This window comes from Streptomyces sp. NPDC050161 (assembly GCF_044460025.1).
GTDB lineage: Bacteria > Actinomycetota > Actinomycetes > Streptomycetales > Streptomycetaceae > Streptomyces.
Window position 1 is genome coordinate 68,381 of sequence record NZ_JBITJM010000007.1, and the last position, 14,351, is coordinate 82,731.

The 14,351-nt window shown below is 73.7% G+C and carries 13 protein-coding genes; all 13 read right to left on the reverse strand.

From position 1 onward, the window contains the following. Positions 1-27: 27 nt before the first annotated feature. The 13 genes from ACIBK8_RS14610 to crcB (ACIBK8_RS14670) all read right to left on the reverse strand — a co-directional run bounded on the left by ACIBK8_RS14610 (position 28) and on the right by crcB (ACIBK8_RS14670) (position 14,251). Positions 28-2,148, reverse strand: a complete 2,121-nt coding sequence (locus ACIBK8_RS14610) for a tetratricopeptide repeat protein (protein WP_399042134.1) — start codon at positions 2,146-2,148, stop codon at positions 28-30. A gap of 119 nt (positions 2,149-2,267) precedes the next feature. After that, the gene (locus ACIBK8_RS14615; RefSeq protein WP_399042135.1) at positions 2,268-3,467 is read right to left on the reverse strand and encodes an acyl-CoA dehydrogenase family protein; all 1,200 of its coding nucleotides are present in this window, start codon (positions 3,465-3,467) and stop codon (positions 2,268-2,270) included. 214 nt (positions 3,468-3,681) lie between these two features. Further along, positions 3,682-3,954, reverse strand: a complete 273-nt coding sequence (locus ACIBK8_RS14620) for a hypothetical protein (RefSeq protein ID WP_399042137.1) — start codon at positions 3,952-3,954, stop codon at positions 3,682-3,684. Between the two features lie 318 nt (positions 3,955-4,272). Beyond that, positions 4,273-5,412 (reverse strand): zinc-binding dehydrogenase, encoded by a 1,140-nt coding sequence (locus tag ACIBK8_RS14625; protein WP_399042138.1) that lies wholly within the window; start codon positions 5,410-5,412, stop codon positions 4,273-4,275. Then, the gene (locus ACIBK8_RS14630) at positions 5,409-5,711 is read right to left on the reverse strand and encodes a putative quinol monooxygenase (protein ID WP_399042139.1); all 303 of its coding nucleotides are present in this window, start codon (positions 5,709-5,711) and stop codon (positions 5,409-5,411) included. Before ACIBK8_RS14630 ends, ACIBK8_RS14625 begins: the two co-directional genes overlap by 4 nt. 5 nt (positions 5,712-5,716) lie before the next feature. Beyond that, positions 5,717-6,367: a glycerol-3-phosphate responsive antiterminator gene (locus ACIBK8_RS14635; RefSeq protein WP_399042140.1), complete on the reverse strand. Its 651-nt coding sequence runs from the start codon at positions 6,365-6,367 to the stop codon at positions 5,717-5,719. Positions 6,368-6,410: 43 nt separating this feature from the next. Continuing rightward, positions 6,411-7,964 (reverse strand): FAD-binding oxidoreductase, encoded by a 1,554-nt coding sequence (locus ACIBK8_RS14640; RefSeq protein ID WP_399042141.1) that lies wholly within the window; start codon positions 7,962-7,964, stop codon positions 6,411-6,413. Further along, positions 7,961-9,634, reverse strand: coding sequence for an FAD-dependent oxidoreductase (locus ACIBK8_RS14645; protein WP_399042142.1), 1,674 nt, complete (start codon positions 9,632-9,634; stop codon positions 7,961-7,963). The genes ACIBK8_RS14640 and ACIBK8_RS14645 overlap by 4 nt, the downstream gene beginning before the upstream one ends. 77 nt (positions 9,635-9,711) lie before the next feature. Then, on the reverse strand, positions 9,712-11,274 hold the full coding sequence (locus ACIBK8_RS14650; protein ID WP_399042143.1) for an FGGY family carbohydrate kinase: 1,563 nt from the start codon (positions 11,272-11,274) through the stop codon (positions 9,712-9,714). Between the two features lie 79 nt (positions 11,275-11,353). Continuing rightward, entirely contained in the window at positions 11,354-12,793 is a 1,440-nt protein-coding gene (locus tag ACIBK8_RS14655; protein ID WP_399042144.1) for an MFS transporter, read from the reverse strand. Between the two features lie 248 nt (positions 12,794-13,041). Beyond that, positions 13,042-13,419 (reverse strand): fluoride efflux transporter CrcB, encoded by a 378-nt coding sequence (crcB, locus tag ACIBK8_RS14660; RefSeq protein WP_399042145.1) that lies wholly within the window; start codon positions 13,417-13,419, stop codon positions 13,042-13,044. Then, the gene (locus ACIBK8_RS14665) at positions 13,416-13,769 is read right to left on the reverse strand and encodes a DUF190 domain-containing protein (protein ID WP_399042146.1); all 354 of its coding nucleotides are present in this window, start codon (positions 13,767-13,769) and stop codon (positions 13,416-13,418) included. Before ACIBK8_RS14665 ends, crcB (ACIBK8_RS14660) begins: the two co-directional genes overlap by 4 nt. After that, positions 13,766-14,251: a fluoride efflux transporter CrcB gene (gene crcB, locus ACIBK8_RS14670; protein WP_399042147.1), complete on the reverse strand. Its 486-nt coding sequence runs from the start codon at positions 14,249-14,251 to the stop codon at positions 13,766-13,768. The genes ACIBK8_RS14665 and crcB (ACIBK8_RS14670) overlap by 4 nt, the downstream gene beginning before the upstream one ends. Positions 14,252-14,351 lie beyond the last annotated feature (100 nt).

The window sequence follows — 14,351 nt, forward strand, 5'->3', positions numbered from 1 at the left end:
TGACCTGCCGTCGCCGCCGGGGCCGCCTCACCACGGCCGGTCCGCGGGCTCCCGGTGCTCCGCGCCTGCCCTGCGGAGCGCGACGGCCCGGCGGTGGAGGGCGACGGCCTCGGCGGTCCTGCCCAGCCGCTCCAGGCACTGGGCCTCGTCGGCGCGGGCGGCGAAGGTGTCGGCATGGGCCGGGCCCCACTCCCGTTCCCTGACGTCCGCGACCTCGTGGTACAGGCCGAGCGCCTCGTCCCAGCGGCCGAGCCAGCCCAGCGCCACCGCCCGCTCGCGCAGGCTGACCAGGGTGTCGGGGTGGCCGGAGCCGAGCGTGGCGGCGCGTCGCGCGGCCACCTCCCCGGCCTCGGCGAGCGCTTCCTCCCAGCGGCCCAGGCGGCCCATGGCCACACCCAGGCCGTGCCGGGCCCTGAGCGTCACGGCCGCGTCGGGGCCGTGCGTCCGGGTGTGGCCCGCGACCAGCTCGCGGTGGGCTGCCAGCGCATCGGCCGCGCGGCCGAGCCTGCCCAGGGTGAGGGCGACGTCGGAGCGGGCGGCGAGCGTGTCGGGGTGGTCGGCGCCGCAGGCCGCCGCCCGCGCGTCGGCGATCTTCCGGTACTCCCCCAGCGCCTCCGTCCACCGGCCGAGACGGCCCGCCAGGCAGGCGGCTTCGCCGCGGCTGCACAACGTGTCGGGATGCCGCTCGCCCAGCACCGCGGCCCGCGCACCCGCCACCTCGCGGGCCGTGCGGTACGCGTCCTCCAGGCGGCCGAGCCGGCCCAGGCCGACCGCGAGGTCGTGACGGCAGCTGAGGGTGCCGGGGTGGTCGTCGCCCCGCGCCCTGCGGAGTCCGGCCAGCACCGCCGCGAGGATCTGGTGCGCCTCGAAGTGCCGGCCGAGCCGGGCCAGGGCCTCGGCAGTACGGCGCCGGGCTTCGAGGGTGTCGGGGTGGTCGGGCCCGAGGAGCCAGGCGCGTTCATCGGCGACCGCGCGGTGCACGGCGGCGGCCTCGTCCCAGCGGCCCAGGCGGCCGAGGCCGATGCCCGCGTCGTGCCGCTCGCCGAGCCCGGCGATGGTGTCGGCGGACGCGGCCTGCGGCGGCGGACCGGCCGGCGGTGTCCCGGATCCGCGGGACGGCGGTCCCGTCCAGGCGCCGGTGAGCTGTGCGAGGGCCGGACCGGGGCCACCGCGTCCGGGCGACCGCGCGCCGCCCGCCGGGGAGCCGATGCCCATCCCCCGGGTCCAGGAGGGCAGTCGCCGGGTGCGGGCGGCCGGCACCGTGTCCTGCGCCGCCCGCGGCTGCCTGCCGTGGTGACCGCGGCGGGCGTCCGCGAGGCGCGCGGTCAGCTCACCGGCGTCCACCGGCCGGTCGTCCGGGTCCTTGGCGAGCAGCTCCAGCATGATCCGCTCGTACGGTTCGGGCAGTTCGGGCCGGTGGGCGCGCGGCGGTTCGGGGGCGGTGTCGCGGTGGCCGACGAGGACCGCCCAGGCGTCGCCATCGCCGAACGGCGGGGCCCCGGTGGCGATTTCGTAGAGCACGCAGCCCAGCGAGTACAGGTCGCTGCGGTGGTCCACGGTTCCGGCGTCGATCTGCTCGGGCGACATGTAGTGCGGGGTGCCCATGGCGATGCCGGTGCCGGTCAGCCGGGCGGTGAAGCCGATGTCGTGGCCGAGCCTGGCGATGCCGAAGTCGCAGATCTTGACCGTGCCGTCGGCGGTCCTGACGATGTTCGCCGGTTTCAGGTCGCGGTGGACGACGGCGTGTTCGTGGGTGTAGGCGAGGGCCGCGGCGACCTGTTCGGCGATGTCGATGACGTCGGGGACGGGCAGCGGGTGGCGGCGGTTGTCCTCCAGGAGCTGGCTGAGGTTGCGGCCGGTGAGCAGTTCCATGACGAGGAAGAGGGTGCCGTCGTCCTCACCGAAGTCGTGGACGACGGTGATCCCGCGGTGCTGGAGCGCGGCGGCGACCCGCGCCTCGCGGCGGAACCTCTCGCGCAGCACCCGCAGCGTCTTCGGATCGCGCCGGCTGCCGAGCGGCTTGAGGCACTTGACGGCCACATGACGCCCGAGCGAGGTGTCCCGCGCCCGCCACACCTCCCCCATGCCGCCGCGCCCGATCCTGTCGAGCAGCCGGTAGCGCCCGTGCATCAGCTCACTGTCCGCCATCGTCCGCCACCGCCCCCGTCCGCGCTGTCCACCGCGCAGCTCCCCCTGCGTGCCCTGCCCGTCCAGTATGGCGGCGGAGCGGCGGGGCTTGTAGGGCACCGGGCGGGCGGCGCGCCCGGTCACCGCCGTACGCGCGGCATCCCCAGGCCGATCCAGGAGATGATCTCGCGCTGGATCTCGTTGTTGCCGCCGCCGAAGGTGAAGATGACGGCGGAGCGGTAGCCGCGCTCCAGTTCGCCGTGGAGCACCGCGCCGGCCGAGCCCTCCTTGAGCGGTCCGGCCGCGCCGACGACTTCCATCAGCCAGGCGTAGGCGTCACGGCGGGCCTCGGAGCCGTGGACCTTGACCGCCGACGCGTCCTGCGGGGTGAGCGTGCCCTGCTGGAGCGCGTCGACCATCTGCCAGTTGAGCAGTTTCATGGCGTCGAGGACGGTGTGGGTGCGGGCCAGCCGGCCGCGGACCCAGCCGATGTCGATGACCCGGCGGCCGTCGGCGAGGGTCGTCGCCGCCGCCCAGCGCTGGACGTCGTGCAGGGCGCGGATGGCCATCGTGCCGTGCGCGGCGAGGGTGACCCGCTCGTGGTTGAGCTGGTTGGTGATGATCCGCCAGCCCTTGTTCTCCGCGCCGACGCGGCGGGAGGCCGGGACGGTGATGTTCTCGTAGTGGCTGGCCGTGGTGTCGTGCGAGGCGAGGGTGTTGATGAGGGTGCAGGAGTAGCCGGGGTCCGACGTCGGCACCAGCAGCATGGTGATGCCCTTGTGCGGCGGGACGCCGTCCGCGGGCTCCGTGGTGCGTACGGCGAGCCATACCCAGTCCGCGGTGTCACCGTTGGTGGTCCAGATCTTCTGCCCGTTGACGAGGTAGTGGCCGCTCTCCTCGTCCCCCACGCGCCGTGCGCGGGTCTTGAGGGCGGCGAGGTCGGTGCCGGCGTCGGGTTCGCTGTAGCCGATGGCGAAGTCGATCTCGCCGGAGAGGATGCGGGGCAGGAAGTACGCCTTCTGTTCGTCCGTGCCGAACTGCATGATCGTCGGGCCGACGGTGTTGAGCGCCATCAGCGGCAGCGGCACTCCGGCCTGCGCTGCCTCGTCGAAGAAGATGAACTGTTCCATCGGCGACATGCCACGGCCGCCGTACTCGACGGGCCAGCCGACCCCGAGCCAGCCGTCGCCGCCCAGGCGCCGCACGGTGTCGCGGTAGAACCGTTTCTGGGCGGCGGGGTCGAAGTGGCGGGCGTAGGCGTTGTCCGGCACGAGCCCGGCGAAGTACGTCCGCAGTTCGGCGCGCAACCGCTGCTGCTCGGGGGTGTATTCGAGGTGCACGGCCCCTCCAGTTCGTCCGCTCCCGGTCTCCGGCCCTGCGCCGCCTGATTTCTGACGGGTCGTCGGTTACCGGATCTGGATCGGCAGCAGAGTAGAACGCGTTGCAGAAATGCGGAAGGGTGCGCGCGGGGGCGACGACGGCGCGGCCGATGGCCGGCGCCGTGCCGTCGGTCGCCCGCCCGCCGGGGTGCGGCGGCCCGGTGGGCGGCGTCCGTCAGCCGCCCGGCGGACGGGTGTGCGGGGCGGGCAGCGGGTCGGGCAGCGGGCCCGGTGCGGGGCCCGGCGTCGGCGGGGCCGGGTGGGGCGGGATGGGGTCGGGCTCGGGGGTCGGGACGGGGCCTGGCACCGGGTCGGGGCCGGGGGCGGGGGCGGGGCCGGGCGTCGGTCCGGGGGTCGGGCCCGGCGGGCCGGGGCCCGGTCCCGGGGTGGGCGGGACGGGGTCGGGGTGCGTGGGGCCCGGCGGCCCCGGCGGCTGCGGCACGGTCACGGTGACCGCCTCCTTCGCTGGTCGGGTCCGGCCCGCCTTCGGGTCGGGGCCGGGGACGGCGCGTCCTCCGCCCCGGGTTACCGGTGCGCGGCGTCCGGAAACCCGGGTGACGGTGCGCGTGCGGAGGGTGGCGACGCCGGGGGTGCGGGCGTATCCGCCGAGCCGGGCCGGGCCGGGCCGGGCCGGGCCGGATGTGTACGCAAGGGCGCGGCCGGAGGGGGCGGAGAGGGCGGAGGCGGAGAGGGCCGTCCAGGGTCGCCCGCCCCGGACGGTCCGAGCGCGGCCCTCAGCCCTCTCCGTCCCCCAACCCTCCCCCCCTCACCCCTCCAACATCCCCGACGTGTCGAGGACTTGGCGGATCGCCCGTCCCGACGCGAGTTCCTCCAGGGCGTCGTTGATGTCCGTCAGCGGCAGGGTGCCGGTGTGCATCTCCTCCACCGGCATCAGGCCGGCCCGCCACAGGTCGAGGAAGCGCGGGATGTCGCGGCGCGGCACCGCGTCGCCCATGTAGGAGCCCAGCAGGGACTTGCCCTCGCCCGCGAAGGCCAGGGCCGGTACCTCAAGGACCCGGTCGGGGGCGGGCAGGCCGACCGAGACGACCCGGCCGCCGCGGGCCACCGCCGCCAGGCACGCGGCCATCACCTGGGGACTGCCCACCGCCTCCACCGCCAACTCGGCGCCGCCGGAGGTGAGTTCACGTATCGCCTCGATGGCGTCGGCGGGATCGTAGGCGTGGGTGGCGCCCAGCCGCAGGGCCAGGGCGCGCTTCTCGAGTACCGGGTCCACGGCGATGACGGGGTAGGCCCCCGCCGCGCGGGCGCCCAGCACCGCGGACAGGCCCACGCCGCCCAGGCCGTACACCACCGTCGCCTGGCCGGGCCGCAGCGCCGCCGTGTTGATGACCGCGCCGGCGCCCGTCAGGACCGCGCAGCCGAACAGGGAGGCCACCGAGAAGGGGACGTCCCGCGGGATCGGGACCACCGATTCCTGTGCCACCACCGCGTATTCGGAGAAGGCGGAGACACCCAGCTGGTGGTGGACCGTCTCGCCCGCGGCGTCGGTGAGGAGTGAGGGCCCGTGCAGCAGGGCTCCGCTGCCGTTGGCCGCCGCCGCCTGCCCGCACAGCGCCGGCCTGCCCTCCGCGCAGTGCCGGCAGAAGCCGCAGCTGGGGACGAATACCAGCGCCACGTGATCGCCCGGCGCGACCCGGCCGACGCCTGGCCCGGTCTCCTCGACGACACCCACCGCTTCGTGGCCGAGCGCCATCGGCAGCGGGCGCACCCGGTCACCGTTGACCACCGACAGGTCCGAGTGGCAGAGGGAAGCGGCGGCGATACGGACCAGGACCTCGCCCTGGCGGGGCGCGCCGAGGTCCAGCTCCTCCACCTCGACGGGGCGGCTGCCGGTGTAGGGACGGTCGGTCGAGGTGCCGCGGAGCACCACCGCGCGGGTCTTCACTGCGCCACCTCCGCACGCGGTGCGCAGCGCAGGACGTCGCGGCTCTCCAGCAGCGGTACGACCTTGCCGAGCACGATCTCCTGGAAGTGGGCGGAGGCGCAGTGCGCGGTGAAGTCGGCCTCACAGGCGTACTCCTCGTACAGCACGACCGCGCGCGGGTCCTCGATGCCCTGGTGGACGCGGTAGCCGAGGCAGCCGGGCTCCTGGCGGGAGGCGGTGGCCATCGCGTCGAGGAGGGTGAGGACGGTGTGCTCCGCATCCGGCCTGGTGCGGTAGCGGGCTAGGACGACGTAGGTCACAGGGGTCACTCCTGGGGTGGTGCGGGTCGTTTGAGTGCGGACGGCGGGACCGGCGGCAGCTGGTCGCGGCGCAGGTGCCACAGGCGGGGGTCGGACGTGGCGGCGGCGGCCGAGCCCAGGGCCAGCGCCAACGCCACGTCCGCGGGCGATTCCACGAAACCCGCGGCGACCGAGGGGGACATCGCGCGCTGCGCCTGCGCGCTCATCCGGCCGATGATCGGGGCGGGCATGATCTCGACCAGGTCCGGCGCCCCGCGTGAGATCGCGTCGAGGGAGCGGCGCAGGTTGGAACGGTCGGTGACGAACACCTTCATCATGGTCAGCAGGCCGAGCGGGCGCCCCTTCTCTATGAGGGAGAGCCGGGTGCTCACCACACCGTGCGCGCCGAGGTTCTTGAGGAACTCCAGCGCGCCCCGGTCCTGCGCGAGACCGGGGCTGCTGTCGACGTTCACGAACACGGTCTTCCCCGCCCGGCCCAGCGCCGGCACGACCTGGGGCAACTGCCCCACGGCGAACGACGCGAGGATGCCCACCTTCGCCGGTGCGGTCAGGAACTGCCGCAGCGGCTGGGTGCCGACCACCGACGCGACGACCGGCACCTCGGCGAAGACCGAGGAGAGCCGGGGGTCGAGCGCGGTCCGGGAGGAGTGATTCATGGCAAGGGCCTGCCTGGGAGGGAGAGGGTGCGCGCCGCCCGGATCAGTGCAGCGGGGACGTACCGAATCGGCTGGGAAGGCCCAGCTTGCCAGGGTTGAGGATGCCGATCGGGTCCAGGGCCTGCTTCACGGCGACGAAGGTCGCGAAGCCGGCGCCGAGGGATTCCTCCAGGTAGGGGCCGCGCAGCAGGCCGCAGCCGTGGTGGTGGCTGAGCGCCGCCCGGTGCTTGATGAGGACGGCGTTGGCGGCGTCCCAGACCGAGCGGTACCAGTCGCGGCGCGCCGCGGGGTCCACGTCGCCGCGCAGCGAGAAGTAGACGCAGGCGCCGTCGGTGTACGCGTGGGACTGGTGTGCCGAGGCCGCCAGGGTGCCGGGCACCGCCTCGATCGCGGTCACCACCTCGTCGTAGATGACCGGCAGGTCGGCCCAGGACGCGGCCATCTCCAGGGTGTCGGCGACGAACCCGGGGCCGGGGGTGAAGCCGTCCGACGACTTGCCGACCAGCATCCGCTCGTCCAGCCAGCGCGCGAAGACCGCCTGGCTGTCCAGCTCGGGGCCGTACGCGGCGCACACCTCGGCCGCCACCTTCAGCGAGGCGTCCACGATCGCCGGGTCGCCCTCGTCGGCGATCAGCAGCAGGTTGGTCTCCGGGTGGCCGAAGTGGGTGCCCGATTCGAGGGTGTCGTACAGGCGCAGGACGGCCGGGGTGGCGCCGCGCTGCATGATCTCGCGGCAGGCGTCGAGGCCCTGCGCGAAGGTGTCGAAGCCGAAGGCGACGGCGTTCGCGTACTCCGGCAGCGGGTGGACCCGCAGCCGCGCCGAGACGATGACGCCGAGGGTGCCTTCGGAGCCGACGAACAGCTGGCGCAGGTCGGGGCCGACCGCGGCGCGGGCGTAGTCGCCGTAGGTGGCGCGGGTGCCGTCGGCGTGCACGACGTCGACGCCGACGACCATGTCCTCGATCTTGCCGTAGCGGGTGGAGAGCTGGCCCGCGCCGCGGCAGGCGATCCAGCCGCCGACCGTGGAGACGGCGAACGCGGAGGGCCAGTGGCCCGTGGTGACGCCGTACTCCTCCTGGAGCTGCTTCTCGAAGAGGTCGCCGAACATGCCGGCCTCGACGTCGACCACGTTCGAGACCGGGTCGAAGCCGGTGATGCGGTTCAGCGCGCAGACGTCCAGGACGACGCCGCCGAAGACGGGCAGCGCCGCGCCGGTGACGTTGGAGCGGCCGGCCGACGGGGTGACCGGGATGCCGGCCTGGTGGCAGATCCGCAGGACGGCGGCGACCTGGTCGGCGTCGGCCGCCTCGACGATCACGGCGTCCGGCGTCGCGGGGCGGCCCTCGGTCTCGCCGATCATCGATCCGGCCCACCAGTCGCGGGTCCGGGTGACGACCTCGTCGCGGGCGGTGTGCACGGCCTGCGCGGCGCCGCGCAGCGCCTCGATCACCGGCACGGGCACCTCGACCGGGTCGGCCTGGAGAGCGGCATCGCCGTCGCCGATCGGGGTGTTCTGCGCCCACTTGGCGCGGCTGGGGGCGCCGATGGTGTAGTTGCCGCGGTTGAACGGGTGGGTGATGGTCTGACGGCTGATCATGCTGCTGCTCCTTCGAGGAGGACGGTCTTCTCGTGACGGACGTCTGCGAGGTACGCGGCGACCGAGCGGTCCACCTCGTCCTCGGTGAGGTTCAGTTCGCGGCCGAGCAGGGCGCCGACGGCGGCTGCCGCGTCCGCGGACGCGTCCCGGGCGAACAGGCGGGCGCGCAGCCGGCGGGACAGTACGTCGTCGACGGAGCGGGCCATTTCGGCGCGGGCCGCGTAGACGACCTCGGCCTTGGTGTACGGCAGTCCCGCGACGATCGGCTCGGCCAGCTCGGGGTCGTCGGCGATCAGGTCGCCGACGAAACGGGCCTCGGTGCCGTAGCGCTCGCCCAGGTGCGCGGCGATGCCGCCGGACGCGGCGACCGCTTCGGCGTCGTAGCCGGCGCCGCCGAGCAGCGGGAGCTTGGCGGTGCGGCTCGCGCCCTTGCGGCCGAGGACCGTCATCACCTTGTCGACGACCAGCTCGCCCATGTGCCGGCTGGTGGTGAGCTTGCCGCCGGTCACCGTCACCATGCCGGTGGCGCCGACGGTGATGTGGTGGTCGCGGCGCATGTCGAGGGTGGCGCCCTCCTTGCCGCCGACCAGCGGGCGCAGGCCGCCGATGGAGCCGACCACGTCGTCCGGGGTGAGCTTGCCATCGAAGGCGGTGTTGGCGCCCTCCAGAAGGAAGTTCATCTCCTCGCGGGTGCAGTGCACGTCGTCGACGGAGCCCTGGTAGTCCTCGTCGGTGGTGCCCAGGACGACGCTGTTGCCCCAGCGGGTGCAGGTCGCGCGGCGGGCCCGGCCGGGGATCGGCACGGTGACGGTGCAGTTGATCCGCACCTTGTCCCACGGCACCACGATGTGGACGCCCTTGGCGGGGCGGACCTGCGGCCGGTGCCCGTCGTCGGCCATCGCGTCGACCTGGTCGGCCCACACGCCGGTGGCGTTGACGACGGCGCGGGCCCGGACGTCGATGCGGTCGCCGTCGGCGATGATCCGGGCTCCTGCCGCCTTGCCGTGCTGCACCAGCAGGGCATCGGCCGCGGCGCCGTTGAGCACTGTCGCGCCGAGCGCGGCTGCGGTCCGTACGAGGGTGAGGACCAGCCGGGCGTCGTCGGTGCGGGCGTCGAAGTACATCAGCCCGCCCTTGAGGTTCTCCGCGCGCAGCGTCGGCGCCTGCGCGAGGACCTCGGGGACGGTCAGGCGCTGGTGGAGCTTGCCGATCCGCCAGCCGCCGACCAGGTCGTACGTCCACAGCAGGCCCTCGAATCCCTTGGCGAGGCGGGCGTCGAAGATGCCCTCCTTCTCCAGGATCGGGAAGAGGAACGGCAGCCGGTGCACCAGGTGCGGGGCGTTCTTGCGGAAGCGGTGGCGCTCCAGGAGCGAGTGGCGCACGAGGTTGACGTTGCCCTGCTCGATGTAGCGCAGGCCGCCGTGCACCATCTTGGAGGACTTCGACGACGTGCCGGAGGCGAAGTCGTCCTTCTCGACGAGGGCCGCGCGCAGGCCGCGCGAGGCGGCGTCGAGCACGGCGTACGCACCGGTGATGCCGCCGCCGATCACGACCACGTCGTAGGTGTCGTCGGCCAGCCGGCGCTTGGTCGCCGCGCGGTCGAGCAGCAGGGGCGTCCGGCGGGTCGCCGCGGCGCTGCGCCGCGGCTTCCGGGCGGGCATGGTGATCACAACATCAACTCCTGGTGTTTCGGTGCGACGGCCGCGGGGTCGGGTCCTGACGGCCGTCCGTATGACGGAACGGGCCGTCAGTGGGGGGTGTGCGGTGGGTCGGGCTGCAGTGCGGGGTCCTTGAGATGTGCCGCCAACAGGTCGCGCCAGTCGGCCCGTTGGGCGGTCCGCTCCCGCTCGTCGACCGACGGCTCGAAGATCCGGCCGCGCGGCTGTGCCTCGACGGCCTCTTCGAGCGAGGACCACAGGCCCTGGGCGACACCGGCCAGGTAGGCGGTGCCGCGCAGGCTCGCGGTGGCGGAGTCGGCGACCCGCTCCAGCGGCAGTCCCGTCAGGTCGGCCTGGATCTGCATCAGCGGATCGCTGCCGGAGACGCCGCCGCCGATCCTCAGGCGGGTGAAGGGCGCACCCATGGTGTCGGCGACCCCGTCGATCAGGTCGCACACCGAGTGGGCGATCCCGTCGAGTACGGCGCGGGCCAGGTCGGCGCGGGTGGTGGCGAGGGTGAGTCCGGTGAGAGCCGCGGTGGCCTCCGGGTGCCAGACCGGCGTACGGACCCCGGCCAGCGCCGGGACGAAGCGCGGGGTGCGTCCCGGCCTGGTGGGCACCCGGCCCGCTTCCTCGCCCAGTTCCTTCGGCGAGGCGAACAGGCCCAGGTCGTCGCAGAGCCAGCGCAGCGCGGAGCCCGCCGTGGAGGTGTACGCCTCCAGGCTGTAGTGGCTGGTGTCGCCCTGCCGCCTGCCCGGCTGGGCGAGCACCCCGGTGATGTCGGGCCGCGGCAGGGCGGGTGTGGTGCCGGTCGCGGCGTCGACGAAGGCGCCGGTTCCGTACACGCACATGCCCTGGCCCGCGGCGAGGCCGCCGAGTGCGATCAGGGCGGCGTGCTGGTCGCCCATGGAGGCGGCCAGCGGGACGCGGATGCCGAGCGCGTCCGGGTCGGTGGTGCCGAAGCCGCCGTCGTCGGAGCGGAGTTCGGGCAGCAGGTCGAGGGGGAAGCCGAGGCGGCCGATCCACTCCTCGTCCCAGGCGTGCGCGCTGAGCAGGTAGCCGCCGGTGGAGGCGGCGTTGGTGGGGGTGGTGGCATGCACGGCGCCGCCGGTGAGACGCCAGATCAGCCAGGTGTCGACGGTGCCGAAGACCAGCCGGCCCGCGCGGTGGGCGGCGGCCACCTCCGGGTGCCCGGCGATCTGCCGGGCGGCCCAGAGGAACGGGGCGCGGGCGCCGACCGGCCGTCCCTGGCGGGCCAGCAGCACGGCGTCCCACTCCGCCTCGTAGGCGGTGAGTTCCTGCGCGTACCGCCGGTCCTGCCACACCACGGCGGGCAGCAGCGGGCGCCCGGTGACCTTGTCCCACAGCATCGCGGTGGCCCGCTGGGTGGAGAGGGCGACCGCGGCGATCTCGATGCCGTCCTCGTGGGCGCGGGCGACGGCGCGGCGGGCGACGTCCAGGGTGGCGGTCCAGATCTCCATCGGGTCCTGCTCGACGGAGCGGTCGTCCGGGTGGCTGACCTCGATCGCGCGGTAGAACACCTCGTGGGCGGCGCCGGAATCGAGGACGACGCCGGCCCGGGTGCCCGTGGTGCCCTCGTCGATGGCCAGCACTCCGCGCCGTGCGGCGGCGCCGGGGAACGTCTGCGTCATGGCAGCCCTTTCATTGCGAGCATCACGAGCTGTACGGGGGAGGGGGACCATCGTGGGGTGCGGCGGGCGGCGCGGCCGGTCAGCGCGCGGCCGGTGAGGGCGCGGATTGCGGGGCGCCGTCCCCGGCGGCGGCGGTCGTCGCGTCGGGCGCGGCGTGGTCCTTGGTCGGATCCCACTTGATCGCCAGGCAGACGAGCATGCCGAGCAGCGGGACGACGGAGAGCACCAGGAAGGTGTCGGCGAGGCCCAGCGCGTCCTTGATCTGCGGGAAGACGTACAGACCGACGACGCTGCCGAAGCTGCCGACCATCCCGGTGACGCCGGTGCCCAGGGCCCGCACGTCGCTGCTGTACGAGAGCGCGGCGATGGACTTGCCGTTGGCACCCGGGCCCGCGGCATGGCAGAGGATGAACAGCACCGGCAGCAGGAACGCCACGGCCAGCGGGACCTTCTCGAAGGTCAGCCCCATCGCCACGAGGGCGACGAACACCCCGGCGAATCCGGCGGCTGAGCTGAGCCGCAGGCCCATGCGGCGGCCGACGTACGCGGAGAGCAGCCCGCCCGCGATACCGAAGGCGTTGAACACCATCGAGCCGACGGTCGCCTTCTCGAAGCTCTCACCGAAGATCGACAGGCTGATCAGCGGGAGGTACCAGCCGACCGCGAAGTACTGCATCGACTGGCCGAGCGAGATGACCGACGACAGGACGGTGCGCGGCAGGTAGGCGCCCTTGAAGAGCAGCCCGGCCTGGCGCAGCCCGATCGCCGGGGCGGCGGTCGCGGCGAGAGTGGCCTCGTCGGGCGCACCGGCGACGGCCTTGATCCGGTAGATGGTGTCCAGGTTGCGGACCGCCTCGTCCAGCCGGCCCTTGCTCGCCAGCCAGGTGGGGCTCTCGGCCAGCATCAGCCACTGGAAGAGCAGCAGCAGGGCGGCGACCACGCCTGCCGAGCCCACCGACCAGCGCCAGATGTCCGCACCGGCGTCGAGGTGGAAGAAGACCAGGGCGAGCGCGAGGTTGCTGGTGGTGGCGACGTACCAGACGGCCTGCCAGAGGTTCAGCCGGCCGCCCATCTTGGCCGGGGTGTACTCGGCGAGCAGCGCCATGGCGACGGCGAAGTCGATGCCGTAGGCGATGCCCACCAGGACCCGGCCGAGCCAGACGACGGTGAAGTCACCGGCGAACGCGGCGAGCAGGGCACCGGCGATGGCGAAGACCTTCGCGATCAGCAGCGGGGGGACGCGGCCGACGCGGGTGGCCAGCCAGCCGCCGACCGGGTTGAAGAGGATCGCCAGGGCCGGGGCGGTGGCCGTGAGGATCGAGACCTGGGTGCTGGACAGCTCCATCTGGGCCGTCATCGGTCCGAGCCCCGCACTCAGCGCGGCGTTCGAGTACGCGTCGAGGAACAGCCCGCCGAACACGAGGAACCAGATGATCTGCGCCCGGCCGGAGATCTTCCCCAGCCCATCGATGAGCGCAACGACGTCGGCGACGCCTTTGACGCTCGGACGTTGTGCCATGAATCCGCCTTCGGGAAGGACCCGCCGGCGGTGTGCAGAGCACAAAAAACAGGCACGACAAAACCACCGACAGGTGGTCTATGTCTGTGCCTGTCAAAACACTGCGGAAAGCGCCGCAGCACGTGAACTGCAAAGTACGAACTAGCAGTGAGATTAAGAACGTGTCAGGAGAAACGTCAAGGGTTTCCGGCAGGTTACCCAAACGTGACGGGCGTACTGCCGTGACCCTGCGGGGCACCCGGCCGCCGTCAGCCCGCCCACAGGGCCCCGGCCAGCGCGGCCCCCGCGAAGGCCGCGCCGAGCCCCGCCACCAGGCTCGCCGCGGCGTTCACCGCCGCGAAGAAGCGGGCGCCGTCCTCGGCCAGCCGCAGCGTCTCGTACGAGAACGTCGAGTAGGTGGTCAGCGCCCCGCAGAGGCCGGTGCCGAGCAGCAGCTGGACCTGCGAGGACGCGGCGCCGTGCGCCACCGCGCCGGTGAGCAGGCCCAGGATGAGGCAGCCGGTGACGTTGACGGTGAAGGTGCCCCAGGGGAACACGGTGTCGTGCCTGCGTTGCACCGTGCGGTCGGTGAGGTAGCGCAGCGGGGCGCCGACCGCCGCGCCGATGATGACGAGCAGCCAGTTCACTGCGTCTCCTTGCCGTGCGTCTCGCGGGTGTAGCGGATGGTCTCGACGGGGTCGATGACCACCAGGCCGTCGCCCAGCACCTCGTCCAGGCGCGGCAGGAAGGCGCGGATCCGCTCCTCGCTGTCGACGAGGACGACGGCGACCGGCAGGTCCTCGCTCAGCGAGAGCAGTCTGGTCGTGTGGATCAGGGAGTGCCCGCCGAAGCCTTCGACGCCGCGGAAGACGGAGGCGCCGGCCAGCCCCGCGGCGTGCGCGCGGTGCACGATCTCGGTGAAGACGGGCCGGTGGTGCCAGGTGTCGCTCTCGCCGACGAAGACCGTCGCGCGCAGGGCCTGTCCTGTGGTCTTCACTGCTGCCTCCACTCCACGACGCGGCGGGTGAGCGTGGCCGCGGTCCACACCGCGGTCAGGGCGGTGACCAGGGTGAGCGCCAGATAGGCGAGGGCGGTGGCGGCCCGTCCGTGCGTCAGCAGGTGCTGGATGTCGACGGCGTAGGTGGAGAACGTGGTGAAGCCGCCGAGTACGCCGGTGCCGAAGAACGGGCGGACCAGGCGGTGGGCCGCCCACACGTCGCTGATCAGCACCATGAACACGCCGATGACGGCGCAGCCGGTGGCGTTGACGGCCAGGGTGGTCCAGGGGAACGCGCCGTCGGCGGTGGGCCACAGCAGCGAGGCGCCGTACCGGGCGCTCGCCCCGATCGCGCCGCCGAGCGCCACCACGCCGAGCACCGCGCGCTGCCCCTGCGGTGTCCGGTGCGGCTGCGCGGGCGCACGGAGATCCACATCGGGATCGGTGGGTTCGTTCGCCAAGGGAATCCGGGCCTTCACCACGTATCTCTCCTACTCGCCCCGAGCGCCCGGTTGCGGGCGCGCCTGATCGCAAGTAGGGACCGTTGGCGGCGTCGTCGCCGCGGTTCGGGTACGGCGGGCC